This is a genomic window from Streptomyces sp. NPDC020898 (assembly GCF_044333925.1).
Lineage (GTDB): Bacteria > Actinomycetota > Actinomycetes > Streptomycetales > Streptomycetaceae > Streptomyces.
This window is the reverse complement of record NZ_JBIRRV010000013.1, coordinates 160,569-187,084: the sequence shown is the minus strand read 5'-3', so window position 1 is coordinate 187,084 and position 26,516 is coordinate 160,569. Positions and strand designations below refer to the sequence as shown.

23 protein-coding genes and 2 pseudogenes are annotated in these 26,516 nt (G+C 69.6%); 11 read left to right on the top strand and 14 right to left on the bottom strand.

Translation table 11 applies throughout. From position 1 onward, the window contains the following. Entirely contained in the window at positions 1 to 714 is a 714-nt protein-coding gene (locus ACH4TV_RS33845) for a hypothetical protein (RefSeq protein ID WP_398404913.1), read from the bottom strand. Between the two features lie 701 nt (positions 715 to 1,415). Between ACH4TV_RS33845 and ACH4TV_RS33840 the strand changes: the two are divergent. Beyond that, positions 1,416 to 2,111: pseudogene (locus tag ACH4TV_RS33840) on the top strand (phosphatase PAP2 family protein); the annotation flags it as partial. A gap of 39 nt (positions 2,112 to 2,150) precedes the next feature. Here ACH4TV_RS33840 and ACH4TV_RS33835 read toward each other — a convergent pair. The 7 genes and pseudogenes from ACH4TV_RS33835 to ACH4TV_RS33805 form a co-directional block, all read right to left on the bottom strand. Further along, positions 2,151 to 2,831 carry a response regulator gene (locus ACH4TV_RS33835; RefSeq protein WP_398404911.1) on the bottom strand — a complete coding sequence of 227 codons (681 nt, stop codon included), beginning with the start codon at positions 2,829 to 2,831 and terminating at the stop codon, positions 2,151 to 2,153. Positions 2,832 to 2,838: 7 nt separating this feature from the next. Continuing rightward, positions 2,839 to 4,269: a sensor histidine kinase gene (locus ACH4TV_RS33830; RefSeq protein WP_398405155.1), complete on the bottom strand. Its 1,431-nt coding sequence runs from the start codon at positions 4,267 to 4,269 to the stop codon at positions 2,839 to 2,841. Positions 4,270 to 4,390: 121 nt separating this feature from the next. Continuing rightward, positions 4,391 to 4,981 (bottom strand): hypothetical protein, encoded by a 591-nt coding sequence (locus ACH4TV_RS33825; protein WP_398404909.1) that lies wholly within the window; start codon positions 4,979 to 4,981, stop codon positions 4,391 to 4,393. A 224-nt stretch (positions 4,982 to 5,205) separates the two neighbouring features. Beyond that, positions 5,206 to 6,837: pseudogene (locus tag ACH4TV_RS33820) on the bottom strand (IS200/IS605 family accessory protein TnpB-related protein). Positions 6,838 to 6,993: 156 nt separating this feature from the next. Next, positions 6,994 to 7,278: a type II toxin-antitoxin system Phd/YefM family antitoxin gene (locus ACH4TV_RS33815; protein ID WP_398404907.1), complete on the bottom strand. Its 285-nt coding sequence runs from the start codon at positions 7,276 to 7,278 to the stop codon at positions 6,994 to 6,996. Between the two features lie 76 nt (positions 7,279 to 7,354). After that, positions 7,355 to 8,674 (bottom strand): PIN-like domain-containing protein, encoded by a 1,320-nt coding sequence (locus ACH4TV_RS33810; protein WP_398404905.1) that lies wholly within the window; start codon positions 8,672 to 8,674, stop codon positions 7,355 to 7,357. A 140-nt stretch (positions 8,675 to 8,814) separates the two neighbouring features. After that, positions 8,815 to 9,258, bottom strand: a complete 444-nt coding sequence (locus ACH4TV_RS33805; protein WP_398404903.1) for an ATP-binding protein — start codon at positions 9,256 to 9,258, stop codon at positions 8,815 to 8,817. 163 nt (positions 9,259 to 9,421) lie between these two features. Here ACH4TV_RS33805 and ACH4TV_RS33800 point away from each other — a divergent pair, with 163 nt between their 5' ends. Together ACH4TV_RS33800 and ACH4TV_RS33795 are read left to right on the top strand one after the other, a co-directional pair. Next, positions 9,422 to 10,300, top strand: coding sequence for a Scr1 family TA system antitoxin-like transcriptional regulator (locus ACH4TV_RS33800; protein ID WP_398404901.1), 879 nt, complete (start codon positions 9,422 to 9,424; stop codon positions 10,298 to 10,300). Beyond that, complete coding sequence (locus ACH4TV_RS33795; protein WP_398404899.1) at positions 10,297 to 10,482, top strand: DUF397 domain-containing protein; 186 nt, start codon at positions 10,297 to 10,299, stop codon at positions 10,480 to 10,482. The genes ACH4TV_RS33800 and ACH4TV_RS33795 overlap by 4 nt, the downstream gene beginning before the upstream one ends. Before the next feature lie 77 nt (positions 10,483 to 10,559). Here ACH4TV_RS33795 and sthA read toward each other — a convergent pair whose 3' ends face one another. The 5 genes from sthA to ACH4TV_RS33770 form a co-directional block, all read right to left on the bottom strand. Then, positions 10,560 to 11,963, bottom strand: a complete 1,404-nt coding sequence (sthA, locus tag ACH4TV_RS33790) for a Si-specific NAD(P)(+) transhydrogenase (protein ID WP_398404897.1) — start codon at positions 11,961 to 11,963, stop codon at positions 10,560 to 10,562. Between the two features lie 69 nt (positions 11,964 to 12,032). Then, positions 12,033 to 13,355, bottom strand: coding sequence for a YhgE/Pip domain-containing protein (locus ACH4TV_RS33785; protein ID WP_398404895.1), 1,323 nt, complete (start codon positions 13,353 to 13,355; stop codon positions 12,033 to 12,035). Positions 13,356 to 13,629: 274 nt separating this feature from the next. After that, positions 13,630 to 14,634, bottom strand: a complete 1,005-nt coding sequence (locus tag ACH4TV_RS33780) for an RNA polymerase sigma factor (protein ID WP_398405153.1) — start codon at positions 14,632 to 14,634, stop codon at positions 13,630 to 13,632. A 455-nt stretch (positions 14,635 to 15,089) separates the two neighbouring features. After that, positions 15,090 to 15,482, bottom strand: a complete 393-nt coding sequence (locus ACH4TV_RS33775; protein WP_398404893.1) for an SCO5389 family protein — start codon at positions 15,480 to 15,482, stop codon at positions 15,090 to 15,092. 79 nt (positions 15,483 to 15,561) lie between these two features. Continuing rightward, positions 15,562 to 16,512: an ATP-binding protein gene (locus tag ACH4TV_RS33770; protein WP_398404891.1), complete on the bottom strand. Its 951-nt coding sequence runs from the start codon at positions 16,510 to 16,512 to the stop codon at positions 15,562 to 15,564. A 170-nt stretch (positions 16,513 to 16,682) separates the two neighbouring features. On the opposite strand from ACH4TV_RS33770, the gene ACH4TV_RS33765 reads away from it, so the two are divergent. The 7 genes from ACH4TV_RS33765 (at position 16,683) to ACH4TV_RS33735 (ending at position 24,470) form a co-directional block, all read left to right on the top strand. Next, positions 16,683 to 17,219: a GNAT family N-acetyltransferase gene (locus ACH4TV_RS33765; protein WP_398404889.1), complete on the top strand. Its 537-nt coding sequence runs from the start codon at positions 16,683 to 16,685 to the stop codon at positions 17,217 to 17,219. 109 nt (positions 17,220 to 17,328) lie between these two features. Further along, positions 17,329 to 18,831: an ABC transporter substrate-binding protein gene (locus tag ACH4TV_RS33760; protein WP_398405151.1), complete on the top strand. Its 1,503-nt coding sequence runs from the start codon at positions 17,329 to 17,331 to the stop codon at positions 18,829 to 18,831. Between the two features lie 3 nt (positions 18,832 to 18,834). After that, on the top strand, positions 18,835 to 20,595 hold the full coding sequence (locus tag ACH4TV_RS33755; protein ID WP_398404887.1) for an ABC transporter permease subunit: 1,761 nt from the start codon (positions 18,835 to 18,837) through the stop codon (positions 20,593 to 20,595). A 178-nt stretch (positions 20,596 to 20,773) separates the two neighbouring features. Continuing rightward, the gene (locus ACH4TV_RS33750) at positions 20,774 to 21,958 is read left to right on the top strand and encodes an MDR family MFS transporter (protein WP_398405149.1); all 1,185 of its coding nucleotides are present in this window, start codon (positions 20,774 to 20,776) and stop codon (positions 21,956 to 21,958) included. 204 nt (positions 21,959 to 22,162) lie between these two features. Further along, on the top strand, positions 22,163 to 23,077 hold the full coding sequence (locus ACH4TV_RS33745) for a UTP--glucose-1-phosphate uridylyltransferase (RefSeq protein ID WP_398404885.1): 915 nt from the start codon (positions 22,163 to 22,165) through the stop codon (positions 23,075 to 23,077). Between the two features lie 55 nt (positions 23,078 to 23,132). Then, on the top strand, positions 23,133 to 23,705 hold the full coding sequence (locus ACH4TV_RS33740; RefSeq protein WP_398404883.1) for a hypothetical protein: 573 nt from the start codon (positions 23,133 to 23,135) through the stop codon (positions 23,703 to 23,705). Between the two features lie 69 nt (positions 23,706 to 23,774). Further along, a complete protein-coding gene (locus tag ACH4TV_RS33735; RefSeq protein ID WP_398404881.1) occupies positions 23,775 to 24,470 on the top strand; it encodes a YcnI family protein in 696 nt (231 codons plus the stop codon). A gap of 102 nt (positions 24,471 to 24,572) precedes the next feature. On the opposite strand, the gene ACH4TV_RS33730 is transcribed toward ACH4TV_RS33735, so the two are convergent. After that, positions 24,573 to 25,361, bottom strand: a complete 789-nt coding sequence (locus tag ACH4TV_RS33730; RefSeq protein WP_398404879.1) for a CDP-alcohol phosphatidyltransferase family protein — start codon at positions 25,359 to 25,361, stop codon at positions 24,573 to 24,575. Positions 25,362 to 25,468: 107 nt separating this feature from the next. Between ACH4TV_RS33730 and ACH4TV_RS33725 the strand changes: the two genes are divergently transcribed. After that, the gene (locus tag ACH4TV_RS33725; RefSeq protein WP_398404877.1) at positions 25,469 to 26,452 is read left to right on the top strand and encodes a dehydrogenase; all 984 of its coding nucleotides are present in this window, start codon (positions 25,469 to 25,471) and stop codon (positions 26,450 to 26,452) included. Positions 26,453 to 26,516: the final 64 nt, after the last annotated feature.

Below are 26,516 nucleotides of genomic sequence, written 5' to 3'. Positions count from 1 at the left end.
TTATTGCCCGGATCGTTCGCGGCTCTTGCTGTGCAACTCCCGCAGGCTGGGCGACACAACGTGGCCGCCTTCATTTTTTCCTGCCATGAACTTGTTGACGACGGTGTCGCCCATTTTGCGCATGCATGCGTCGTCTGAAAATGCCCAGGCTGTATGCGGCATCGAAGCCATCGAAAATTCCCCGTCAACGGGAAAGAAGTTCTCGGAGTGGGTCTCGCGGAGTTCTAGTTTCACCCGGTAGAGCCAGAGGGGAGAAGCATGGATGATAGGATCTTCTGGACCGAATGTGATTGCCAGGGTATCGCCGCTGCGGGGTTTTACCTCGAACTGCGCCGGGAGCGTCTGCGTGGAGCCGGTGGACACGCTGGACGGCACGCCATAGCTGTATTTCCCGGTGATCGCCAGATCGCCACCGATGGGCTTGCAGGGAGAAATCTTGCGGACCTCTTCGAAAGTGGCGCGTACTTCGACAATCACCGCAGACAGTTCCCCGTCATTGTGAAGAGTAACTGATGCGGCGGCAGTCTCCAGGGGGTACTTACCAGTCTTCTCTCCGGTTGCTGATGATCTCTCGACGTGCTCGACATCCATATCGAGGGCCTCGGTTTTCGAAATTGATAAGTCAACCTTGGGTTCCCCTTCCCACGGGTTGGGTACCCATCCCATTACGGCCGCGATGGAGGCCGCTGCGGCGGCACCGATGAGACTCTTCACAAAGGGGCGGCGGACCGTTGTGTTGATGCGGCTTCGGATGCCGGGGGTGCTCGGTGGATTCGGAGCGGGAGCGCTGCGGGTACCCGGCGAACTTGGAGTTCCTGATGTGTTCGACCCGGGAGTGCTGGGCGGGCCCGGCGGAGTGCTCATGACTGAAAGCTCGCAGCGGGAGCAATCGCCACTTGCGGCCCATGGAAGGAGATCGTGCGCTTGCACCGCAGGTGCGCGGTACGGTCCAGTGACGTCATGCGCGGCATTCTCCAGGGTCTCCGGCTCGGATGGAGTAAGCACGCCAGTACCATCGGGCGTCGCAGAAGTTTCCTGACCAGGGCCGGAACGATCTGCACAGCCGACACCCAGACCCCTTGCGCTACACCCGAACGAGTGACTCGGCACCCGGCTTCAGACGAGTCAAAAACGCCCGCACCCTACGGCCATGCAAGCCATGCCCCTTCCATCGAGGCCCTGCGGTCGTACTTCGCCAGCCCCTGAGCCCGGGTCTGTGGAAGTGAGGTGAGCAGCACGCCGGATAGCGGTGAGGATTCAGTGCTACGAAGCCCTGAACGTCACAGCTCTGCGGGGTCCGGGCGGCCTCGCAGAGCGATCTTCAGAAAACGAAGGTTTGTTGAAGGTCGGGGTGTGTCCGGTGACGCGGAACGAAGGTGCCCGGAGCTGTCAATCCTGACGATCGTCAAGGTCCGATGTTGCCGTTTGGCTCGGGTTCCCTACTGTTCCCGCTTCTACGTTCGGGCCTCATGGAACGAGAACCGCGAATGAAAGTCCGAGCCGGTCGGCTGCTCGGCGCGTTGGCCGTCCTGGGCGTGGGAGCAGGAGTTGTCACTTGGCTGTCCCCCGGTGGGCTGGGCGAAGCTGGTGCTGTCGAGGTCACGGGTGGGGCTTCGGCATCCGCGTACCGGTCGGTGGCCGGGGCGGTGGCGGATGCACCGTCGTGGCTGGGCCCGCTCCTGGAAGTGGCCACCGAGGGCACGTTGGTGATCCTCGGAATGCTGCTGGTCTGGATGTGGTGGACGGCAATCCGCCGCAAAGACACACGGGAGGTCGCCGGATCCGTGCTGACCGGTCTCGGCACCGTCGCGGCCTATGCGGTGAGTGAAGCGGTGAAGCTCGTCGTGGACGAGGAGCGTCCTTGCCGTGTGTTACGCGCAGGCGCCGAATCTATCGCGGAATGCCCCGGAGCGGGGGACTGGTCGTTCCCGAGCAACCACGCCACCCTGGCCGCCGGCCTGGCTGTCGGTCTCGCCGTGCTGCGGCCCCGCCTCGCCGCGATCACGCTGCCGCTGGCCGGGGCTGCCGCGCTGCTGCGTGTGCTGGTGGGGGTTCACTACCCGCACGATGTGCTCGTCGGCGCGACGCTCGGCGGCGCTGTCGTGGCGGCGGTGCTGCTCGCGTTCATGCCCCTTGCCCAGGGGGCGGCATCACGGCTGGGAAGGTTGAGGCGGAATGATCCCGGCCTCGTGGGCCACCACCGCGGCAGCGGCCCGGTTGTCGACGCCCAGCCTCGCCAGGATGGAACTCACGTGGGCTTTGACCGTTCCCTCCACCACGTGGAGCCGCCGGGCGATCTGCCCGTTGGACAGGCCGCTTCCGAGAAAGGCCAATACCTCTCTTTCCCGAGCGGTGAGGGCGTTGACCTGGTCGCGGGCGGCGGAGCGCCGACCGGCCAGGGCGCCCGCGCCCGTAGCAGCGAGGTGCGCGATGACCCGGGCCGCGACCTTCGGTGACAGGTAGGCGGCGCCTTCGGCCACCGCACGGACTCCGGTGAGCAGTTCCTCTGGCTCGCCCGACTTGATCAGGAAGCCTGCTGCACCACCGCCGAGCGCCTTGAGGATGTAGTCGTCCTCACCGAAGGTCGTCAGCATGATGATGCTCGTGGCCGGCACTGTGTTGCGGATTTCCGCGGCGGCGTCGATGCCGTTGATTCCCGGCATGCGGATATCGAGTACCGCCACCGCGGGACGATGGCGCTGGACCAGTTCCACGGCATCGTGCCCGTCGACGGCCTCGGCGACGACTTCGATGTCCGGATCCGTGGCAAGAACGGCGCGTACTCCTGCGCGGATCATCGGCTCGTCGTCGGCGATCAGCACCCGGATCATCGAACGCTCACGGGGTGATCGTGTCCAGGGACACCAGGGTGTCCTTCCGGAAGCAGAGCTGATAGGCGTCGCCGGACCGGTCGTCGAACCGGTCGGCCGTCATCGAGTAGTACTCGCACGTTGTGCCGTCTCCCGTCGGCTCGGCAGTCAGCGGTCGGTAGTTCGTCTGCCGGTCCGGCAGGAGACGCTCCACCTCGGAACGATCTTGTCCTACATGTAGGCGGGCATAGTCGCGTGGGTCCAGGACCGACTGTGACGCCGACATCATCTCCCAGCCCATGAGGGCTCCGCTCAGCAAAGCTCCCGTCACGAGGGGCACCATGACCGCGGCGACCAGAGCCCGGCCGACCCGGCGCCGAGCGCGGCGATGTTCCTGCGGCAGCTCGTAACCGCGGGAGGCCGAGTGTGCGAGCGGCGGCGAGGGTGTGTGCGGGATACGCGCGACGACTGCGTAGCCTCCGTCGCGCGGGCCGTGGTCGAACAAACCTCCGGTCAACCGCATACGTTCTTGGAGGCCGATAAGGCCACGCCCTCCGCTCCGAGGCCGGGGCCGCTGGTTGGCCGCAGACGATGGCGGGCCGTTCTCCACGACGACCTTTGTTTCTGTTGCCGTATGCGTCACGTGGACAGTCACGGTCGCGCCGGACGCGTGCTTGGCAACGTTGGTCAGAGCTTCCTGCACGACCCGGTGAGCTGCACGTTTGACCACGGGCGGCACGTCGTCCGCCTCGCCGCCGGTGCGCAACTCCACTGTGAGGCCGGCCGCGGAAGCCTCGGAGGTCAGACTCGTGAGGCTGGAGCTGTTGGGGTCCATGGGCGTTGCGTCGGTCTCCTCACGCAGGACACCGATCACCTCGCCGAGACGCTCCACCGCGGCCGCGGCTCTGGCTCGGATGTCCCCTGCGGCCTTTTGGTGGTGCTCTTCAAGGTCCGGCGCGAGTTTGAGTGCGCCGGCCGACAGGGCGATCAGGCTGAGGTCATGGCCGAGTACGTCATGCATGTCCTGAGCGATACGTGCCCGCTCGCGCAGCCGGGCTTGATCAGCGATCAGTTGCTGCTCGCGTTGCAGCTGATCGGCAAGCTCCCAACCGGCCCGGACAAGCTGCCGATACTGGCACCAGAACCGGCCCGCGAACCAGGGCAGCATCGTGGCGGCAACCACCACTGTCACAAACCGGCTGGCCAGAGGGAGCCAATCAGGAACGACGAACAAGGCCACCACGCCGGCCGCGAGAATCGCGACCAGGGCGAGCGCTGTCGGCCCCGTCCGTCCAGGACGTCGTCCTGCCAGGAACGCGGCGACGGCAGTCGGGACGGCCCACCACGGGTTCATCACGCTCAGACCGGCAACCACCGCGGTAGCCGCCGCGAGAATGGTCCCAGGATCAAGTGCCCGCCGTAGAACAGCGGTTCCGGTCGCAGTCCCACCGCTGATCATTGTGTTGTCCACGGAGGTGACGGTACGGACATCGGGCGCCCTCCGACCACTGCCGAAAGTCCCATCTACGTCGGTGACCGGCGGGCACTGAGCGCCGAAAACATCACGCTTCGTGCAGTACTTACCGGCTCAACGATCGCCCAGGAACGCGGATCTGGCGAGTGTCTGCGCGGGGCCGTGCTCCCGTTCTGGTCCTACTCCTCGTCGTCCGTGTCTTCGGTCGCGTCCGGATCGCGCAGTGGGCGCAGGCCTTGGTGGTCGGTCTGCCGCAGTTCTCCGGCACCCGTTCCAGCGGCACGCCCAGCTGTTCGGCCCAGGTCCTGCGCCACCCTGCCCGCCGGTCCGCGCGCGCCTGCCGGGCGCGAGCGGCACCTGACTCGCGCAGCGCGACTTCGGCACGGGCGGCCTCCTCACTGCGCAGCCAGGGAGGTGGTGCGGACCGCAGGGCAGTCACGTGCTGGGGGTTCCACAGCCCCGTGCTGCCGCGCGGCCTCAGCGCCGCGACGATGTCGACCGGGAGGCCGAACAGCTCGGCGACCGTCTCGTCGGTGAGACGCGTCGCCTCCCGGGCCGCCGCCAGCACCGCACGCTCCTCTGCGGCGCGGGCCCGGTGCGCGGCGGCCTCGGCCTCGGCTGCCACCACCGCCGCGCGCGCCTGCGCCAGCCACTGTGGTGGTGCGGCGAGCACGCTCTCCAACTCGGCCCGCGCCATGTAGCGCCGACCATGTCGGTGCGGCCCGCGAACACGGCCGGGTCGACGCCGGACCGCCGCTCGATCTCCGCCGGCCCCGTGAGTTCGGCGCACGCTGGGTGCGCCGGCGGCAGAATCTCGTTGAGCAGTGCGGCGCGCTCTTCGGCGCGCATTCGGCACTCCTCGACCACGGCCGCCAATACGCCGACCGCCTTGTCGGTGGCGAACTTCTTCAAGAACCGTTCCTAGGGACTGAGCGGGAGTGAGTCCTGTTGCCAGGTCTCGTGCTCGGCCGAACGCCCCGGACGGTGTTGGGCGTTCTGGTTGCCCGCGTTCGCTCCGCGTCCGGGCCGTACGGATCGTGTCCGTGGTCCGGGGATGCGGGGGCGGGTTCCCTCACGCCCAAGGACGCCTGGTCCGGCCTGGACGGTCCGATGCCCCACCGCATCACTCCGGTGTGGTGGGGGCGGTGTCGTCCGTCGCCGGATCGGGTGTCCCTGGGCGCGCCTTCCGATCGCCACGGCGGCAGCATCGTGGCGGGTGGTTGTGCGGGTGGTCGTGGTGAGGGGTTTCTGCCAGTGCTGGGCGCCCCAGCGGCTCGTGTAGGCCGGGTCGACGGCGATGACCGCGATCCCCGTCTGGTCCGCCATCGATGACAGCCGGGCGCGGAGCTTGCCGGTGGGCATGCCGGAGATGAGCTGCCGGAAGCGTTTCCTGCGGCCGTGTTTCTCCCGGGTCTTCTCGGCGCCGAAGTCCAGGTCCTCCACCGCGATCGCCTTCACACCGCACGTTCGGGCCCAGTGCAGGAGGCGGGTGAGGGCGTGGCGGACCTGGGCGTCACGGTGTTCGGCGGTGCCGGACAGGTCGTAGAAGAAACGGCGCGGGGCGCCGGTGGGGTTGCCGTGGATGTCGAGGCGCCAGGCGGCGAGGTGGTCGGCGTTCATATCGACACCGATCACGCCGTGGGCGAGCGCAGCCTCCACGGGGAGGGTGGGGGTGGGCGGGATCTGCCAGGAGGCGGTCAGGTACCAGCGGTCCCGGCCGGTATCGAGGTGGATGCGGTAGGCGACCGCCCGGTTGGCTACGACGCGGTCGGCCCACTCGCCGCCCCGGTGCGCGAACGCGACCCGGCCCGCGAGGACATACCGTCCGTGCGAGGCGTTCGCCAGATGCGCGAGCGGTGCGGGGAGTTTGATGCTGACCTCGCCGTCCGGGCTGATCCGGATCGTCTCGTTGCCGTAGCGCTTGCCGGACTCACCGTCCGCCTGACAGAACCAGCGCTCCGCCTCCCACCGCCCACGCCACGCCCGCTCGGTGAGCTGGGCCGCCTCCAGATGGTGCCGGGTGCGGGCCAGCCGCTTGCCGCCGCGTACGACGTGGACGAGGCCGGCCTCACGGTCGGCTCGCGCGGCAGTCAGACGGTCCTGAAGTACCCGCAGCCGCCTCGACTTCGCATGCCACTCCCGCGCCGACCGATAACCCCCGGGCGCCTTCTTCGTTCCCTTCTGACCGACCGGCAGTGACAGCCGCTGTTCGATGGTGCGGACACCGGCTTCCAGGCTGTGGACATGCGTCAGCTGACAGCGCCGGGCCAGCGCCCACTGGTCGTGAGTGGCCTTGGTGATACTGCCCGCCCAGCGCGACGACGACAGTGGCGTCAACTCCCGCTTGCGCACCGCCCACGCCTCCCCGGAGTGCTCCAGGCCGTCCCGGCTACGCGCTTTGAGGTCCTTCGAAGCCAGCGACCCCAGATGGGCCCCGACCAGGCGCAGCACCTTCTCATCGTCCGGCGTCAGCTGCTTGAGGCGGGTCCGCACGGCCGCACCAGACGGACCGGACGCGACCAACGGCGCCGCCATGCTCCTCAGCTCGCCCACCCCGCCACCCCCACCCGAAGATCCCGTCGCCATGGGAAACGAGCCTCACCCGTGAAGGTCACGCATTCGATGCAGGAACGTCAGTTCCCCCACCGAAAACCGACACCACAGCCGAGGCGCGCGACACGGCTACAGACCATCCACACTCACTCCCGCTCACCAGAACGCTTGTGAACACACTCGAGCGCCAACAGCTCCAAACCCTTCCAGATAGTCGCCGCGTCCCGCCGCCCAGTTCACGGCGGAACCGCTCTGGAACACGGGGGCTTCGTCGTCCTCGCCCATGGGGTCGGTGGGATGCACGGGGATGTCCTGTTCGCCCACAGGGGTGAGTCCGGCGACCGGCCGTCCGTTCTTGGTCACTGCGACGCGCTCGCCGCATTCTGCGGTGGCGAGGATTTTGGAGGCGTTCTGGTTGAACTCCCGCGCGGTCGTTTCCATGTACTGCACGGTACTCATTCGTTGTGTGGGCGACTCCGTAGATGCCCTCACCTGTGCTGCCCGGGGCTCTTTGCGTTCATAGGGAGTCGGCTTGCGAGGTTTTCCGCTGCTCGCCCTCGTCCGGCAAGGTGTTGATCAGAGGTACGAGGAGTGGGTGGACCGAGAAGCCGGACGCGGGACCGGGGCCCGAATCGTATTCGGCCTTCAGGACAGGTGCGGCCGAGTCTGAAATCTTCCCCAGGCCTCGCAGTACGCCGGTGAGGCGGGTGACCGGTTTGGTGAAGCCCCTGAGGGAGCGGTCCTCGTCGTACTGGCAGATCTCGTAGATGCTGGTGGCGTCCGCGACGCCCTCCATTTCGGCGGCGTACTTGATCACGGCGACGCGGTCTCCGTAACCCTCGTAGGTCAGCCGGTCGAAGAGTTCCTGGAGCGCGCCGGCTGTCCAGCCCCCGTGCGTCTCCTCGTCGGTTCCGATCCGCTCGACCCGTTCGATGTCCTCGACGGATCCCTCCTGGAGGCTGAACTCAAGGGTCGACGCGGCGACTTCCAGGAAGCGCTTGGGCGTGAGCATGAAAAGCCGACCGCCACCGCGGGTCCTGAGCTCTTCGGTCAGTTCCGGCCGGGGGCCGCGGTTGAAGCCCTGCTCCTTGCGCCACCAGTCCTCCTTGCCGTCCGCCGTCACGAACAGCACGTCGCACTGGCGGCGGGCGGCCTCCCGGAGGATCTGCTCCCAGACGAGATAGTCGGCGGCCGCCCCCACACCGTCCTTCGTCCTGTCCATGTACCCGGGAGGCAGACGCTCCTTGACGCGGCGCATTCCCTCCGCGATCGCCTTGACGTAGTCCTCCGGGCTCAGCGGAGCACCGACGCGGCCGACGAGGGCGGGCTCCAGTTTCGTGATGACCGGGTCGGTGCTCGTGTCCTGGGTGATGTTCTGCCACTCGCCCTCACCGACGTTGACGATCGCCTTCTGTACGTCGTTGAAGACGTCGTGCAGCTGACCACGGAGGCGGTCGGTCTCGTCCTCGGACAGGGCCACGCGATTGGCCCAGGTACGCAAGGTCCGCTCCGCCTGTGACGCGTGACCGGCCATGTCCTCCGCGGCCTGGGCACCGGACGACCGTGCGTCGCTGAGTGTGCCCTCGCGGTTTCGCCAGAATTCCACAAGGGCCTGGTGGGGCACCCACAGCCGGTTGTCCAACCCGCCGAGCGCGCGCAGCAGGTCACCGCGGGCTTGCTCGGTGTACCGGTAGAGATTCAGCAGTACATTGGCGTCGGGGGCGACCAGACCACGAGTCAGTACGGCCTTGAAGTCGTCGGCTGTCGGGGTCCGGAAGGCCCCGAAGTCATCGAAGAGCCCACGGTTGTCCGCACCGGCCGACGTGTCCCTCGCCACCACTGGTACCCCCGTTGTGTCGCACCGATCCAAGAGGCCGCGCGCCTCCTGTGTCCTCTGGTCGGGACCGTATCCCGGCGAGGGCCCACGTAAAGGCGGAACAGGAAAGGCGCCCTAACTGCCTTGCGGGGCACTGGGCTTCAGTCGGACCTCGGACTCACCTCGGCCCATGTGGTCTTGCCGCTCGGCGGATATTGCTCCGTGCCCCAACGGTCGGCGAGGGCGGCGACCAGGAGCAGGCCGCGGCCCGACTCGCTGTCCATGGGTGTCTCGAAGTCCGCTCGCGGGATGGGGAGTTGCTCGCCGCGTGCGTCGGTGACCGAGACGCGCACGGTGTCGGTCGCCACGTCGAGCGTCAGGGAGACCTGGAAGTCGCGGCCCTGGACGCGGCCGTGCAGCGCGGCGTTGGTGGCGAGTTCAGCCACGATCTGTTCGGCGCGTTCGGTTACGGCGGGTGACACCTGCCAGGCCTGGAGCCGCTCCACGGCCAGTAGCCGGGCGAGGCGGGCGCCGCGGCGGGTGGAGGACAGCCGCTGAGCGAACGTGCGTACGGTAGCGGAGATTTGGGGCGCGGGGGCGTTCATGGGGCAACTGTGGCGGGCACGCGGGGTCGGGTTCCAGGGGTACGTCCCGTACGGTGCGTCAGCGTACGGGGACGTTCTGTAGACGGTACGTCGATCTTGCCGTCACTCTGGGTGAGTCGATCGCGGGGAACAGCCGCACGTACGCACCTGGAGGTGGCCGCGCATGACGGACGGTACGGAGAGCTTGGACGGCTTGGACGACGATGACCTGACGGCCGGTGAGATGGAGCGGGAGCCCGACCCTTCCGACAGTCTGCGGACCTTCGGGGCCGTCGTCCAGGCCCTGCGCGAGCACGCCGGGTACAGCAGGGCCGAGTTCGGAGACCTGGTTCGCTACTCCAAACACACTGTGGAGTCGGTGGAGTTGGGACGACGGATGCCGGACGAGTCGTTCGTGGAACTGGGCGAGGAAGCGACGGGGAACACGGGGGCGCTGCGGAAGTCGGCGAGGTTCCTGACGCGGGGGGACGCGGGGCTGGCGGTGTGGTTCCGGCGGTGGGCGCGGTTCGAGAAGGTCGCGGTAAGTCTGTGCACGTATGAGTGCAGGCTGGTGCCGGGGCTGTTGCAGTCGGAGGAGTATGCGCGGGCGGTGTTCGAGGGCACCATTCCGGTGGTCACGGACGGGGAGTTGGAGGCGCTGATGGCACGGAGGTTGGAACGGCAGAGGATGCTCTACACGCGGCCTACCGTCCCGTTCAGCTTCATCGTCGAGGAGCATGTCCTCCGGCGCCGGTTCGGGGACGCCGAGCAGATGCGGGGCATGTTCGATCACGTGCTGGAGCACAGCGCGCCACGCAATGTGACGCTTCAAATCATGCCGCTGGAGGGTGGATTGCACGCGTGTTTGGACGGTCCTCTGCAGCTCTTGGAGACTCCGGAGCGTCGGCGGCTCGCGTACTCGGAAGGGCAGCAGAACGGCCGTCTGATCAGCGACGCGAAAGAGGTGAGCCTCCTCTGTCAGCGCTATGACACACTGCGCTCGCAGGCCCTGAACCCCCAAGAGTCACGAGGCCTGTTGGAGCGAATGCGAGGAGAGCTATGAGCACAACGGAACTCGCCTGGTTCAAGTCCAGCTATAGCGGTAGCCAGGGCGACAGTTGCATTGAGGTCGCCGTCACCGAACAGGCCATCTGCGTACGGGACTCCAAGGACGTGGCACGCCCTCACTTCGCAGTCGGGCGCGAGGGATGGTCGCGGTTCGTGGGCTCCGTGTCGGGAGCCTGAGGCTAAATCTGCGTATCCCGGCGGTGACGCTGTGGCGTACGCCGCCGGGACGCATCGGCTTACCGAGCGGGTCAGTCTCAGTCCCGCAGCCGGTCGATCTGCCGCAACTTGTTCGTCGCGTCCAGTGCCGCGACCTTGTAGGACTCCGCGAGTGTCGGGTAGTTGAAGACCGCGTCGACCAAGTAGTCGACCGTGCCGTCGCAGCCCATCACGGACTGGCCGATGTGGATGAGTTCGGTCGCTCCCGTGCCGAAGCAGTGGACGCCGAGGAGTTTGCGGGTCTCGGGGCAGACCAGGAGTTTGAGCATGCCGTGGGAGTCGCCGATGATCTGGCCCCGGGCCAGTTCGCGGTAGCGGGACATGCCCACCTCGAACGGGATGCTCTCCTCGGTGAGTTGGTCCTCGGTGCGGCCGATGAAGCTGATCTCGGGGATGGTGTAGATGCCGATGGGCTGGAGGTTGTGCATCTGGCCGACGGGCTCGCCGCACGCGTGGTACGCCGCCGCCCGGCCCTGTTCCATCGAGGTCGCGGCGAGCGCCGGGAAGCCGATGACGTCGCCGACGGCGTAGATGTGCGGGACCTCGGTGCGGTAGTGCTCGTCGACGGTGATCCGGCCGCGCCGGTCGGCCGACAAACCGGCCTTGTCGAGGGTGAGTTCGTCGGTGAGGCCCTGTCGGCCCGCCGAGTACATCACGGCGTCCGCGGGGATCTTCTTGCCGCTCTCCAGGATGGTGAGGGTGCCCCGGGGATGGCTTTCGACGGCTGCGACCGTCTCGCCGAAGCGGAAGGTGACGGCCAGGTCCCGCAGGTGGTACTTCAGGGACTCGATCACCTCGACGTCGCACATGTCGAGCATCCCGGCCCGCTTCTCGACCACCGTGATCTTGCTGCCCAGGGCCGCGAACATGGAGGCGTACTCCATGCCGATCACCCCGGCCCCGACGATGACCATGGAACGCGGCACCCGCTCCAGGTTGAGCACGTTGTCCGAGTCCATGATCGTACGTTCGTCGAACTCGACGCTGTCCGGTCGGGCCGGCCGGGTCCCGGTGGCTATGACGATGTGTTCGGCGGTCAACAGCCGTTCGTGTCCGGACACTTCGTGCAGCGCGACGGTGTGGTCGTCCACGAACCGGCCGGTGCCGGCGAACAGGGAGACGTGGTTGCGGGACAGTTGGCTGCGGGTGACGTCGACCTCGCGGCTGATCACGTGCTGGGTGCGCGCGGTCAGGTCGGCGACGGTGATGTCCTCCTTGAGGCGGTAGCTCTGGCCGTACAGATCGCGCTGGGTGAGGCCGGTGAGGTACAGCACCGCCTCGCGCAACGTCTTGGAGGGGATGGTGCCGGTGTGGATGGAGACCCCGCCGACCGTGTCGGGGCGGTCGATGACAGCGACCCTGCGGCCCAGTTTGGCCGCCGCGATGGCAGCCTTCTGGCCGCCGGGGCCGGATCCGATGACAAGCATGTCGAAGTCGGGCACCCTCGCGAGTCTGTCAGTCCGAGGGCACCGCCCGAAAGGGTGAACGGGCAACCGAACGCTCAAGACGGCTCAAGACGGCTGCGGAGTGCGGCGTTCGAGGCCCTTGCGGTCGTAGTAGCGGGTCATGGCGAAGCCGAAGAGCAGGGCGAGGGCGGCGCCGATCGCGATCATGGTCCAGGCGCGGGTGAGACCGGCGTCCCCGCGGGCGTCGAAGTAGAGGATGGCGCGTACCCCGTCGCCGAGTTGGCGCATGGGCTCGAACACGGCGAGGAACTGGTAGAAGCCGGGGACCGCCTGCAGCGGGACGGTGGCCCCGGACGAGGGCAGGCCCAGCACGATGAACACGAACATCGACACGAGCTGCCCGATCCCGCCGAAGGCCGCGTTGATGGCCTGGACGCCGAGGCCGACCGCGAGGGTGGCGCAGTAGGAGTACAGCCACAGCAGGGGCAGGTGGTCGGCGTCCATGTCGAGGATGCCGACGGTGGCGAGCATGACCAGGGAGACGCTGAGGAGCGTGATCCCGGCGGTCATGCCCATCTTCAGCAGCAGCGTCTGGGTGCGGTCGATGGGCACCGTGGGGCGGCGCGTGTGCCAGGGGCCGATCTCGTTGTCGGCGTAACCGAGGGAGGTGTCCACCCCGTTGCTGATGACGTTGGCGCCCAGGAACCCGGCCAGCACCAGCAGCAGGGTGTAGTAGAAGGTGCTGAGGCCCAGCCCGCTGTGGGTGCCGATCGGGTGGCCGACCTGGGTGGTGACGGTGACCGGGTCGGCCAGCAGCAGCTTCGCCGTGCCGTCGGCCCGCGTCGCGCTCGCCGTCAGCTGCTCGCCGATGGTCGCCGAGGCCTGGTGCGCGGCCTGCGTGGTGATCTGACTGGCGAGGGAGGAGCCGAGGCTGCCCTTGCCGGGGTTCGTCAGCACGGTCAGCGTCGGGCGGGCGGTGGCGCTCGTGCCGGTGAGCGCCGCGACCGAGGCGGTGAAGCCCTCGGGCACGACCAGCACGCCGTAGAGCTTGCCCGAGTCCAGCTGGTCCTGGGCCCGGGCGAGGCTCAGTTGACGCCACTCGGCCTTGTCGCCGCCGCCGGAGGTGCCGGAAGTGTCGGAAGGGCCGGTGGTGACGGCCCGGGTGATCTGCGTACCCAGGTTCTCCTTCTGCCCGGTCAACGGCTCGCCCCGGTCCGCGTTGACGATGCCGATGGGCAGGTCGTGCAGGTCGCGGTTGGGGCTGACGATGCCGCCCATGTAGAGCAGCGACAGCAGCAGCGCGAGCAGCCCGGTCAGGACGGTGGGCAGCAGCCACAGCTTGGGGCGGCCCAGCAGCGCGATGGCGCGTGCCTGGGCTCCGGCGCCGGCGGGGGACGGGGGCTCGGACGTACTGTTGTCGGCTGTCATGGTTCTCCGGTGGCTCTGGGGGGGCGCGGGACCGTGCGAGCGACGGCCCTCGTACCGGCGTGAGACCGGAAGCGGCCGCCCGCGAGCCCAGGATCACGGGTACGGGGGCACGGCCCCACCAGCGACTCGCCGAACCGGAGCCGGTGATGAGCTGGTGATGCGGACGTGACGACCACGGGACCGCGCGCAACCGCGCACACGTGGACCCCGTCGACGTTCAGGTGCCGCTCAGGGCACGCCTGTTGAGCCGACAAGCGCCGGGGTGTCCTCCGGGTCACATGGCGTCGAGATAGTCCCGCAGCGCCTGGGAGCGGGACGGGTGGCGCAGCTTGGACATCGTCTTGGACTCGATCTGGCGGATGCGTTCGCGGGTCACGCCGTACACCTGGCCGATCTCCTCCAGGGTTCTGGTCCGGCCGCCGGACAGGCCGAAGCGCAGGGAGATGATCCCGGCCTCGCGCGGGGTCATGTCCGCGAGGATGGACCTGATCGTCTCCTGGAGCAGCAGGAAGGTGACCATGTCCATCGGGGTGAGGCTGTCGCTGTCCTCGATCAGGTCGCCGAACTCGCCGTCGCCGTTCTCGTTGAGGGCGGTGTGCAGCGAGACGGGTTCCTTGGTGTAGGCGGCGAGCTCGGGAAGCTTCTCCACGGGGACGCCCGCTCTCTCCGCGAGTTCCGCGGGCGTGGGCTCCATCCCGAGGTCCTGGATCAGCTCGCGGCGGGTGCGCGCCACCCGGTTGATGACCTCGGCCAGATGCACGGGGATGCGGATGGTGCGGCCCTGGTCCGCCAGCGCGCGGGAGATCGCCTGCCGGATCCACCAGGTCGCGTACGTCGAGAACTTGAAGCCCTTCGCGTAGTCGAACTTCTCGACGGCCCGGATCAGGCCCGTGTTGCCCTCCTGGATCAGGTCCAGGAACAGCAGTCCGCGGCCCGTGTAGCGCTTGGCGACGGACACGACCAGGCGGAGGTTCGCCTCGATCAGGTGGGACTTGGCGCGTTCGCCGTCCTGGCCGAGGATCTCCAGTTCGCGCCGCAGGACCGGCTCTGCGGGCGGGCTCTCCAGCAGTTTCTGCTCCGCGTACAGTCCGGCTTCGATCCGCTTCGCGAGGTCGACCTCCTCTTCGGCGGTGAGGAGCCTGACCCGGGCGATCAGCCGGAGGTAGTCCCGTACCTGGTCCACCGAGCCGTTGGCCGTGGCGAGCCGGGGGAGAGGAGCGTCGCTCTCGTCCTCGGTGGCCGGGTCGAACACCTCGGTGACCTCGGTGTCGATCGCCATCGTGCTCACTTCCTCTCCAGGAGTGCGCGCAGAAACGTCCCTGTAGAGGAACGCGGCTGGGCGGCCACGTGTTCCGGGCTGCCCTCGGCAATCCCCCGACCGCGTCGATCAGCCGGTCGGCAGTCTCGTCGACGTGCAGTCCGGGCGTCGGTTCGTCAAGGACGTGGAGCGTGCTGTGGCGCGTACGGCGCTGGAGTTCGGCGGCGAGCCTGACGCGCTGTGCCTCGCCGCCCGGGAGGGTGATAGCGGGCTGGCCGAGCTTGACATAGCCGGGGTCGACATCGTACAGGACGCGCAGATGGCGGGAGATGATCCTTTTTGGCTCACGGAAAACGTGACCGTCAATTCCCCGGGGATTTCTGGTCCCCGATCTCCGATTCCTGACTCTCGGTTCCCGATACGTGATACGCGATACCCGGGGAATTGTCGTGCGGTCGGCTGGGCCGTCCGTCCCGTCAGCAGTCGCGGAACTCCGGTGACTGGTTGAGGACCTGTGAGCGCAGCGAGGTGAAGCGGGCGTACGTCGTGGTGTTCTGCGCGCCGGGGTGGAAGGCCGCGACCCGGTGGCAGTTCTGGAAGGCGAGGGCGATGCCGAAGTGCCGCTCCAGACTGCCCCGGATCGCGTCGCTGGCCAGCGCTCGCAGCAGTTGGCCACGCTCCGTCTCGGAGGACGGCGGGATCTGGTTGTCGGCGAACTCGGCGGTGCCGTCCTGCAGCTTGGTCGCGAGAGTGGCGATGAGGTTGTAGGCGTACGGAAGCGAGGTGCGGACGGTTTCGACGAAGGCGTCCTCGCGGATGTCACCCTGTTCGGCTTCGGCGAGGAGCTGGGGGGAGACGTCGAGCGACATGAAAGGGGGTGTCCTGTCTTTTCGGTTCTTGAGCTGTGAGGCGGGCTGTGATTCGGGCTGTTGGTTATGCGTACGTCGTTCAGACGAGGGCGGCGGGCCCGTGCGTGAACTCCGGGTCCACCTGCTCGGACAGGTCGAGGCCGGTCGCCTTGTCCGCCCAGGCGCGGGCGTTGCGCAGATGGAACTCGACGGCGTGCCGCTGGAAGGTCGCCCAGTCCTTGGGGCGGGCGTCGACCGCGTCCCGGAGCTGGTTCAGCGCGTGCAGGTTCTGCGGCTCCAACTCGCCCTGGTCGCGGCCCTGTTCGGCGGCGCGCACCCAACTGGACTGGACGAAATGGGTGAGCAGGTCGTCGCCGGTCTCCTCCTTGAGGAAGAGCAGGTCGTCCTCGCCGGTGACCTTGTTGCCGATCACCGTGAGCGGAATCCCGAACTCGCGGGCGTGGTCGCGGTACTGGCGGTACACGGAGACGCCCTTGCGGGTCGGCTCGGCGACCAGGAACGTCATGTCGAACCGGGTGAACAGCCCGGAGGCGAACGCGTCCGCGCCGGCGGTCATGTCGACGACGACGTACTCGCCGGGCCCGTCGACGAGATGGTTGAGGTACAGCTCGACCGCGCCCAGCTTGGAGTGGTAGCAGGCCACTCCCAGGTCGCTCTCGTCGAAGGCGCCGGTCGCCATCAGCGGTACGCCGCCCACGAGTTCGACGTGCCGGGCGTGGATCTCGTCGTCGCCGAGCGGGCGCAGCAGCCGTGAGCCCCGGCCGGCCGGAGTCGTCTTGACCATGGCCTCGCGCGACTCGATGCGCGGGTTGGTGCCGCGCAGGAAGTCCTTGATGTCACCGAGGTGGGCGCTGAGCGGCGGGGCGGCGAACGTCTCGCCGCCGACCGGGTCGAGTGCCTCGGCCAGGTGCTGGTTGATGTCGCCGTCGATGGCGACCACGGGGGCGCCGGAGCGTGCGAGATGGCGGGAGAACAGGGCGGACAGCGTGGTCTTGCCGCTGCCGCCTTTGCCGACGAACGCGACGCGCATTACCGGGCCGCTCCGTGTTCTTTGCCAGCCGTTTTGAAAATGAATGTCATGTAGCAAGTTTTTATGCGGCGCGGGGGGTGCTGTCAAATCGTCAGGGCTCCAACCGGGGTGCGATGGCATGGAGTTGGCGGGCCGCTTGTTCGATCGAAGTAAATGCATATGATGTGCAAGTGCGTAACTACTGCATCAGGGTGGCGACCCCCGACGACCTCGACGGCGCGCGTGTCGTCATGCTCGACACCGTCTACCGCGATTTCGGAACGGGGTACGTGCCCCGCTGGCACGGCGACATAGTCGATCCGGCGTCCGCCTATCTCGCGCCCGCCCGCCACACCCTGCTGGTCGCGGTCGACGAACGCGACGCGAGCGTCGTGGCCACCGCCGCCCTCGACTCGCGCGGCCCGCTCCATCCGCCGAACCCGCGCCATGTCGCCGAGCGCTATCCGTCGGGCGTCACCGCGCAGTTGCGCCGGGTGTACGTCCGTCCCGAACACCGCAGGCGCGGCCTGGCCCGGCGGCTGGTGAGCGAACTGCTGGCCTTCGCGGCGGCGGACGGCGGCTACCGCACCGTGTATCTGCACACGGACCCGGCGGTGACCGGCGCCGAGGCTTTCTGGCGGTCGCTGGGCAAGGTCGTGCACGACGGGCGCGAGGGTCCGGGCGGCGGGGAGAGCGTCATGCACTTCGAGGTTCCGCTGGAGCGGTGATCGCCGGCTGTGGACCCCGACTGGCTATTGGAAATGATTGTCAGATAGTCTTCCGTTTCTGTGCGGCTCCCGTCCGAGCCGCCTCATCCCCATGACAGAACCGAGGATCATGCGCACCCCCCGCCGTCGCCGACTGCTCGTCGGACTGATGCTCTCCCCGCTGCTCACCGGCTGTTTCGCCTCCGGCGGCGACGACGGCGAATCGTCGTCGGACGCCGGCTCCGGCTCCCGGCTGCGGGTCGCGCTCGCCTTCCCGCCCGCCGAGAACCTCTCGCCGTACGGCGCCGACGCCACGCTCCTCAGCCGCCTCGGCGTCACCGAGGGCCTGACCGCCCTGGACGCCAACGGCTCCGCCGCGCCCGCCCTCGCCGAGTCCTGGACCCGCAAGGACGACCGCACCTGGCTGTTCACGCTGCGCGAGGCCACCTTCCAGGACGGCACCGACGTCACCCCGGCCACCGTCGCCGCCGCCCTCACCCGCGCCACCCAGGCCGAGCCCGAGCCGGCCGCCCTCACCGGCGTCGTCCTCACCGCGAAGGCCGAGGGTGACGGACGCATATCCGTCACGACCGTCGAGCCCGACCCGGTACTGCCGCTGCGTATGTCCAGCCCCGGCCTCGCCGTCCTCGCCCCCAAGGCGTTCGCGAAGAAGGGCGCCGTCGACCCGGTCGGCACCGCCACCGGACCCTTCGAGCTGACGAAGACCACCGGCTCCACCGCGGCCACCCTCGACCGCTTCGACGACTACTGGGGCGGACGCGCCCAGGCCGCCGGTATCGACGCCCGGTTCATCGCCGACGGCACCGCCCGCGCCAACGCCCTGCGCACCGGCCAGGTCGACATCGCGGAGTCGATCCCTGTCGCCCAGGCCGCCTCCCTCGACGAGAAGACGCGCCGCGAGACCGCCACGGCCCGCACCGCCTTCCTGCACCTCAACACCAAGTCCGGGGTCTTCAAGGACGCGAAGCTGCGGGCCGCCGCCCGCGCCGCCGTGGACACCTCCGCGCTCGCCGACGGCGTCTACGAAGGCCACGCCGACGCCGGCCAAGGCATCTACGGCCCCGCGCTGAGCTGGGCCGAGGGCAAGCGCGTCCAGCCCACCGGGCGCGCGAAGGCCGCGACGCCCGACGGCACCTCCATCACCCTCGCCACGTACGACAACCGGCCCGAACTCCCGGAAGCCGCCCAGGTGTTGAAGCAGCAACTGGAGAAGGCCGGGTTCAAGGTGACACTGGAGGTACGGGAGTACTCGCGCATCGAAAGCGACCTCCTGGCCGGAAAGTTCGACGCCGTCGTCGCCGCCCGCAACACCATGCTCGACACCGGCGACCCCGTCTCCGTCCTCGCCAGCGACTACACCTGCGACGGCGGCAACAACCTCTCCCTGCTCTGCGACCAGAAGGTCGACCAGGCCGTCACCAAGGCCGAGGGCATCGTCGACACCGCCGAGCGGCAGGACGCGGCCATGGCGGCCGAAGCCCTGATCCTCGGCGCCGACGCCGTCGTCCCGCTGGTCCACCAGCGGATCATCGCCGGCGTCAATGCCGGCGTACAGGGTGTGCTCCTCGATCCGTACGAGCGCACGCTGGTCGGTACCGGAACCCGGCGCTGACCGGTGCGGGGTCGTGTGGGCACCCTCCTGTGGCGTGCCCTGCTCGCCGCGCTGCTCGTGTGCGGGATCGGCCTGCTGCCCTGGCTGACCCGCACCGACCCGGCGTTCACCGTGCTCAAGGCCCGCTCGGCCGAGCGCGAGGCCACGCCGGCCGTGCTGGCCGCCGTACGGGAGCAACTCGGCTTGGACGCCGGGCCGCCCCGGCTGCTCGGTGACTGGCTCGGCGGGCTGCCGCGCGGGGACGCCGGGCGGTCCTGGATCTCCGGGGCCGAGGTCATGCCCGGAGTCGTGCAGGCACTGGGCGCCTCGCTGCTGCTGATGGCCGTGGCGCTCGCGATCGCCGTCCTCGTCGCCGCGCTGGTGTGCGCCCGCACGCTGTGGAGCGGCGGACGGCGGCGTGGTGGCGGCAGCGGGTCGGCGATGGTCGCCGCGCTGCCCGAGTTCCTCACCGCCTCCGTGCTGGCCACGGTCGTCGGCGTCCAGCTCGGCTGGCTGCCCGCCCTCGGCTGGTACGGGTTCCAGTGGACGATCCTGCCCGGCCTCGCCATCGGCCTGCCCGCCGGAGCGCTCCTCGGCCGGCTCCTCGACGATTCTCTGCCCGGCGCCTTCGCCGAGCCCTGGGCACTCGCCGCCGCCGCGCGCGGCATCCCGGCCCGGCGCATCGCGAGCCAGGCGGTGCGCCGCTGCCTGCCCGGACTGCTGCCCAACGCCGGGCTGTTCGTCGTCGGGCTGACCGGCGGCTCGGTCGCCGTCGAGCAGATCTTCGACATCCCCGGCCTCGGCCGCACCGCCCTCCAGGCCGCCATCGCCCAGGACCTGCCCGTACTCCAGGCGAGCACCCTCGCCCTGGTCCTGCTCGCGGCCTGCGCGGCGGGCGGCACGAGGATCGCGACCCGGCTGCTCATCGGGCCCGCCCTGCGCGACGGAGGCCTGTCCTCCCTGCACCGGCCCGCGCCGCCCGCCGCCCGCACCCCGCCCCTGGTGTACGCAGGTGTGCTGCTCGGTGTCGTCGCGCTCGGGCTGCCCCGCGACCCGCTCGCGCTCGACACCCGGGCCCGGCTCCAATCCCCGTCCTGGGCGCACCCGTTCGGGACGGACGCGCTCGGCCGTGACGTTCTCGCCCGGGTCGGGCACGGCGCCCTCGACACGCTGCTGCTCGCCTTCGCGATCAGCGCCGCCGCCCTCCTGATCGGGCTGGTGCTCGGGATGCTGCCCAGGCTGTCCGAACCGCTCGTCGACACCGTCAACGCGATTCCCCCGGTCCTCGCCGCGCTGCTCGTCACCGCGGTCGCGGGCAGCGGCGGTGCCACCCCGGCGATCGCCGTGACCACCGTCGCCTGGGCGCCGCTGGCCGCGCACACCGCCGCCCTGCTGCGCCAGGAACGGGCCACCCTGCATGTCACGGCCACCCGGGCCCTGGGCGCCGGCCGCTGGTACGTCCTGCGGCACGAACTCCTGCCCGCCGCAGTGCCTCCGGTGACGCGGCACGCCCTGCTGCGGCTGCCCGCGGTCGCCCTCGCCCTGGCCGCCCTCGGCTTCCTCGGCCTCGGCGCCCAACCCCCGTCCCCGGAATGGGGGTTGCTGCTCGCCGAGAACCAGCCGTACGCCGAACGCGCCCCCTGGGCCGTCCTCGCCCCCGCCGCCGTACTCGCCGTGCTCGGCGCCCTGGCCGTGACCGCCACCGGACTCACGGTCCCACGGCGGCGGAAGACCGTGCGGGCGGCCCAACCACTTCCGGAATCAAGAGAGTTGGCTTTCCAGTGACCGCCTCCGCATCCGCCGCCGAGGGGGAGGCGCCCATTCGGATACGCCTGTCGCCGATGCCCAGGATGCGGCGGCAACGGAAGGCCGTGCGCGCGGCCCAACCACGCCCGGAGACACGAGAGTTGGCCTTTCAGTGAGCACCACCGCCACCGCCGCCGAGGACAGGGCGCCCGCCCGGATGCGACTGTCGCCGCTGCTGCGGCTGCTGATCCTGACCCAACTCGCTTTCAACATCGGCTTCTTCGCCGTTCTGCCCTTCCTCTCCGAGCACCTGGGACAGGGGATCGGCATGGCGGGCTGGCTCGTCGGGTTCGTCCTCGGACTGCGCACCTTCAGCCAGCAAGGGCTGTTCGTCGTCGGCGGGATGCTGGCCGACCGGTACGGCATCAGGCCGGTCGTGCTCGCGGGCTGCGCCCTGCGTATCGCCGGCTTCGCCTGGCTCGGCTACGCCGACTCGACCGCGACCGTCATCGGCGCCGTCCTCCTCATCGGCTTCGCCGCCGCGCTGTTCTCGCCCGCCGTCGAGTCCGAGGTGGCCCGGCAGGCGGTGGTCTGGGAGGAGACGGGCGGCGGCTCGCGCACCCGCGTCCTCGCGGTGTTCACCGTCGCCGGGCAGGCGGGCGCCTTCGTCGGGCCGCTGCTTGGCGGACTGCTCCTGTCCGTCGACTTCCGGGTCGTGTGTCTCGCCGGCGCCGGGATCTTCGTCCTCGTCCTCGCCGGACACGCCTGGCTGCTCCCGCAGCACATACCCGGCAGGGAGCGCATCCGCGCGAAAGGGGGCGTGCGCGCACTGCTGCGCAACCGCCGGTTCCTCGCACTCTGCTGCGCGTACGGCGCCTATCTGCTGGCGTACAACCAGCTGTATCTCGCGCTCCCCGACGAGGTGGAGCGCGCGACCGGCTCGCAGACCGCGCTGGCCTGGCTGTTCGCCCTGTCCTCGCTGCTCGTCGTGACTACCCAACTGCCGGTCACGCGCCTGGTGGGCGACCGGCTCGCGCTGCGCCGCTCGATGATCGTCGGGATGCTGCTGATCTCCGCCGGGTTCGCCGTCGTGGCGCTGGCCAGGCCCGCAGGCTGGACCGGAACGGCGGGGCTGCTGCCCGCCGCCGGGTTCGTCGTCCTGCTCACCTTCGGTCAGATGCTGGTCGCGCCGGTGGCCCGTGCCTGGGTGCCCGACCTCGCCGAGGAGGGCCGGCTCGGCCTCTACACGGGCGCCCTGTCGTCGGTTTCCGGCCTGATCGTGCTGGTCGGCAGCTCGCTGACCGGCACCCTCCTCGACACCGGACTGCCCGCGGCCGTGCCCTGGCTGGTTCTGGCCGTCGTACCCCTCGCGGCGATCGCCGTACTGCCGCGCCGGGCCTGAACCGTGGCCGGAGGAGCACCTGCGGGGTCTGGGGGGTGCGGCGGCGGGGCATGCCGATTGGTAGCGTCACAGCACCCGCGCCGACCCGCGCGGGTGAGCGGCGACGAGCACCGCTGAGCACGACCATGCGCGACGAGCGCAACCGAGCATCACCGAGTACAGCCGACCGATGTAACGTACGCGTTTTCGTACAAGGGGGGGCCTATGGCCACGACGATCCGCAGGGCAGTCATTCCCGCAGCCGGACTGGGGTCCCGGCTGCTGCCGCTCACCAAAGCGACACCGAAGGAGATGCTGCCCGTCGGTGACAAGCCCGTCATCGAGCACACCGTCCGGGAACTCGTGGCCTCCGGCATCACCGACATCACCATCGTGGTGTCCGGCGACAAGGGGCTGATCCAGGACCACTTCCGGCCCAACCCCGGCCTCGTCGACCAGTTGCGGGCGGACGGCAAGGCCGCCTACGCGGACGCCGTGGAGGAGGTCGGCGAGCTCTCCCGGCTCGGCCACATCACCTACCTCTACCAGCAGGGCCCCTACGGCAACGGCACCCCCGTCCTCAACGCCTCGCGCAACATCGGCGACGAGCCGCTGCTCGTGCTCTGGCCCGACGACGTGTTCGTCGCCGAGGTCCCGCGCGCCCAGCAGCTGATCAAGGCGTACGAGGCGACCAACTCCCCGGTTCTCGCGCTGATGCCGATGGACCCGGGCGACTCGCAGCGCTACGGCGTCCCCGTCGTCAAGGAGGACCTCGACGACGGTCTGCTCCGCATCACCGGCCTGGTCGAGAAGCCCCGCCCGCAGGACGCGCCCTCCGCGTACGCGGCCATCGGCGGGTACGTCATCACGCCCGGGATCATCGACGAACTGCGCGACCAGACCAAACGCTGGTACGAACATCGCACCGGTGAGGTCTACCTCACCGACGCCATCAACGCCTACGCCGCCAGCCGGGCCGTCTACGGCCAGGTGATCCACGGGCGTTGGTACGACACCGGCAACCCCCTCGCCTACCTCACCGCCCAGTTCGCCGCGGCGCTCAACCACCCCGAGTACGGGCCGCACCTGCGCCGGCTGGCCAAGGAACTGGAGGATGCGGAGACCTCGGGGCCCGAGTAGAGATACAGGGCTCAGTGACTGTGCCGGGGTTCGCCCGTGGGAGGATCCCGGCACGATGAGCGCTTCCCCGGCGGTACGGAGTCTGCGCGCCGCGGTGTTCGCCGTGGTGTGCGTGCTGCTGGCCGCCGCGGCACACGGCCTCGCGACCGGCGGACCGCCGCCCCTGCGGGCGGACGGCGCCGGGTTCGCGGCCGTGTTCGCCGCCGGGTGGCTGCTCGGCGGACGGGAACGGTCGCTGCCGGGGATCGGCGGCGCGATGGCGGTCACCCAGGCGGGGCTGCACCTCGCCTTCGGGGCGGCGCGCGGCCGGACCGTGGTTCACGCGCATCACCCCGGTATGCGGATGGTCCATACTCACGCCCACCTTCATGTCATGAGCGCCCACGTCGTCGCTGCTCTGGTCGCCTCCTGGTGCCTGCGGCGGGGCGAGGCCGCGCTCTGGTCGCTGCTGCGTTGGGCGGTCGCCCTCGTACCGGGCCTGGCCGCCTGGTGGCGGGACACCCCGGCCGGGCTGCCCGACGCGGCGCCGGGGCGCATGTCGTCGGCGGCCGTCCGGCCGCGCCGGCTTCTGCTGCGGTACGCGGTGAGCGGTCGAGGGCCGCCGACAGGGATTCCGTACACGCCCTGAAGTCCCTCGACACCAGTCACCAGGCACCGGTACGGCAGTACTGGAGTGCCGGAGTACGGAGTTCCGCTCATGTTCCCCACACGCATCACCCTGCGCCGCGCCGGCGTCGTCGCCGGTCTCGCCGCCGCTGGTCTCCTCGCGGCCGCGGGTTCCGCCTTCGCGCACGTCACCGTGCATCCCGAGAGCTACGCGAAGGGCGCCACGGACGGCGTCCTGACCTTCCGGGTCCCCAACGAGGAGGACACCGCGAGCACCACGAAGGTCCAGGTCTTCCTGCCCACCGACCACCCCGTTCTCGGGGTGCTGGTCACCCCGGAGGAGGGCTGGACGGCCAAGGTCACGACCACGAAGCTGAAGACGCCGATCAGGACGGACGACGGGACGATCACCGACGCCGTCTCCGAGATCACCTGGTCCGGCGGGCGGATCGGGCACGGGGAGTACGAGGACTTCGACGTCGCGTTCGGTCAGCTCCCGGACAGTACGGACCAGTTGGCCTTCAAGACCCTCCAGACGTACTCCGACGGCAAGGTTGTTCGCTGGATCGAGACGGCAGCGGCGGGGCGGGAGGAGCCGGAGAATCCGGCGCCGACGCTGAAGTTGACGACGGCGGCTTCTGTGAGGAGCAATGCCGGTCAGGCTGTTGCGGCCTCGGCCAGTGACTCGACGGCTCGCGGGCTGGGGATCGCGGGGATGGTCGTGGGGGTACTGGGGCTGGGTGCGGCGGCGTTCGCGCTCGTCAGGACCCGGAGTTCACGTTCGTAGAGCGATAAGCGCGAGGGATGGGTTGTTCGTTTGCTGCGGGTCGGTGGGGGCTTGTCGCGCAGTTCCCCGCGCCCCTTTGGGGCGCGGTTGCGCGCCCCTCCTTCACCGGGACCGCATCTCGGCGGGCATCAGTGCGCGCAGTTCCTGCTCCACCGTGGCTGTGGTGATCGTCGTGCGGGGGTGGGACGTGCGGTACAGCCAGAGGATGTCGCGGCCGAAGGACCAGACCAGGGTGCCCAGGGCCAGTGCGGCGACCGCTTCCGTCGCCAGGAGGGGGAGGTATCCGGAGGCGGCGAGCAGGAGGAGGATGCCCTGGAGGGCGGCGACGGTCTTGCGGGCGGTGCTCGGGGGGAGCGGGGCGTTCAGCCAGGGCAGGGCGCGGGCGGCGGCGACGAAGGCGTAGCGCATCCCGCCGATCAGGAGGACCCACGGGCCCAGCGACATCGACACGTACACGCTGAGCACCAGGATCAGGAACGCGTCGACCTCCATGTCGAAGCGTGCGCCCAGCGTCGAGCAGGTGCCGGTGCGGCGGGCGACCTTGCCGTCGACGCCGTCGAGGATCAGGGCCACGGCCGTCAGGCCGACGAACAGGGTGATGGGCGGCGAGCTCACGAAGGAGTCCGCGACCAGGGCCGTCACTCCGCCGACCAGCGTCGCCCGGCCGAGGGTCACACGGTTGGCCGGGCCGAAGGACTTCGAGCCGGACCTGTGCAGCGCACGGGACAGGACGGCCCAGGTGGCGATCGCGAACGCCAGTCCGGTCAGCCAGCCCGCCGGGCCCAGGCCGATCGCGGAGCCGAGCAGGACCAGCACCAGGATCTGGACGCCCGCCCCCAGAGCGTTCTCCTGCTGTGCCGGCCTCGCGTCGTACGTGTTGTTCAGGGCCACCGCTCGTCCTCCGCCGTATGTACAGAGTGGATCATGCCGCGTACTGTGCGCGGACTGTGCACATCTCGGTACGTGAACAACTTCCCATGCGTTCAGGAGGAACTCCGATGACTCGCGCCGCACGTGCGTTCTGGCTCCGTTCGCCGGACCACGGAGAAATCCGTGACGTCGAGCTGCCGGCGCCCGGTGAGGGCGAGGTCCTCGTCCGCACCCTGTGGTCGGGTGTGAGCCGCGGCACGGAGACGCTCGTCTTCCGGGGAGGGGTTCCCGTCAGCCAGTACGCGGCCATGCGGGCGCCCTTCCAGGAGGGCGAGTTCCCCGGTCCGGTGAAGTACGGCTACCTCAACGTCGGCGTGGTGGAGGAGGGCCCGGACGCGCTGGTCGGCCGTACGGTCTTCTGCCTCTACCCGCATCAGACGCGGTACGTCGTTCCGGTGGGCGCCGTGACACCCGTGCCGGACGGGGTGCCCGCCGAACGGGCCGTCCTCGCCGGGACCGTGGAGACCGCCGTGAACGCCCTCTGGGACGCGTCGCCGCTGGCCGGCGACCGGATCGCGGTGGTCGGCGGCGGGATGATCGGCTCGTCGGTCGCCGCCCTGATCGCCCGCTTCCCGGGTGTGCGCGTCCAGTTGGTGGACGCCGATCCCGGGCGGGCGAAGATCGCGGAGGCGCTCGGCGTCGACTTCGCGCTGCCGCAGGACGCGTGGGGGGAGTGCGATCTCGTCGTCCACGCGAGCGCCACGGAAGCGGGACTCACCCGTTCCCTTGAACTCCTCGCCGCCGAGGGCACGGTGATCGAGCTGAGCTGGTACGGCGACCGGCGCGTCAGCCTGCCGCTGGGCGAGGCGTTCCACTCGCGGCGGCTCACCGTCCGCAGCAGCCAGGTGGGGACGGTGTCCCCGTCGGCGCGGCCCGGCCGTACGTACGCCGACCGGCTCGCCCTCGCCCTCGACCTGCTGGCGGACCCGGCGCTCGACGCCCTCATCACCGGGGAGAGCGCCTTCGAGGAACTCCCGGACGTGCTGCCGAAACTGGCCTCCGGGGAGATCCCGGCCCTCTGTCACCGCGTCCGCTATCCGGACGCCGACTGACAAAATCGCCTGACCTCCGAAAAGAGGAATCGGGCACATGAACAAGCCGTTGAACAAGCCGCCG

Bases quoted from the DNA above. Each gene is read 5' to 3' on its own strand.
- ACH4TV_RS33835 (WP_398404911.1), bottom strand. From the start codon at position 2,831: ATGATCCGGGTGCTGATCGCCGACGACGAGCCGATGATCCGCGCAGGA.
- ACH4TV_RS33830 (WP_398405155.1), bottom strand. From the start codon at position 4,269: ATGATCAGCGGTGGGACTGCGACCGGAACCGCTGTTCTACGGCGGGCA.
- ACH4TV_RS33825 (WP_398404909.1), bottom strand. From the start codon at position 4,981: ATGGCGCGGGCCGAGTTGGAGAGCGTGCTCGCCGCACCACCACAGTGG.
- ACH4TV_RS33815 (WP_398404907.1), bottom strand. From the start codon at position 7,278: ATGGAAACGACCGCGCGGGAGTTCAACCAGAACGCCTCCAAAATCCTC.
- ACH4TV_RS33805 (WP_398404903.1), bottom strand. From the start codon at position 9,258: ATGAACGCCCCCGCGCCCCAAATCTCCGCTACCGTACGCACGTTCGCT.
- ACH4TV_RS33800 (WP_398404901.1), top strand. From the start codon at position 9,422: ATGACGGACGGTACGGAGAGCTTGGACGGCTTGGACGACGATGACCTG.
- ACH4TV_RS33795 (WP_398404899.1), top strand. From the start codon at position 10,297: ATGAGCACAACGGAACTCGCCTGGTTCAAGTCCAGCTATAGCGGTAGC.
- ACH4TV_RS33785 (WP_398404895.1), bottom strand. From the start codon at position 13,355: ATGACAGCCGACAACAGTACGTCCGAGCCCCCGTCCCCCGCCGGCGCC.
- ACH4TV_RS33780 (WP_398405153.1), bottom strand. From the start codon at position 14,634: ATGGCGATCGACACCGAGGTCACCGAGGTGTTCGACCCGGCCACCGAG.
- ACH4TV_RS33775 (WP_398404893.1), bottom strand. From the start codon at position 15,482: ATGTCGCTCGACGTCTCCCCCCAGCTCCTCGCCGAAGCCGAACAGGGT.
- ACH4TV_RS33770 (WP_398404891.1), bottom strand. From the start codon at position 16,512: ATGCGCGTCGCGTTCGTCGGCAAAGGCGGCAGCGGCAAGACCACGCTG.
- ACH4TV_RS33760 (WP_398405151.1), top strand. From the start codon at position 17,329: ATGCGCACCCCCCGCCGTCGCCGACTGCTCGTCGGACTGATGCTCTCC.
- ACH4TV_RS33750 (WP_398405149.1), top strand. From the start codon at position 20,774: ATGCGACTGTCGCCGCTGCTGCGGCTGCTGATCCTGACCCAACTCGCT.
- ACH4TV_RS33745 (WP_398404885.1), top strand. From the start codon at position 22,163: ATGGCCACGACGATCCGCAGGGCAGTCATTCCCGCAGCCGGACTGGGG.
- ACH4TV_RS33740 (WP_398404883.1), top strand. From the start codon at position 23,133: ATGAGCGCTTCCCCGGCGGTACGGAGTCTGCGCGCCGCGGTGTTCGCC.
- ACH4TV_RS33735 (WP_398404881.1), top strand. From the start codon at position 23,775: ATGTTCCCCACACGCATCACCCTGCGCCGCGCCGGCGTCGTCGCCGGT.
- ACH4TV_RS33725 (WP_398404877.1), top strand. From the start codon at position 25,469: ATGACTCGCGCCGCACGTGCGTTCTGGCTCCGTTCGCCGGACCACGGA.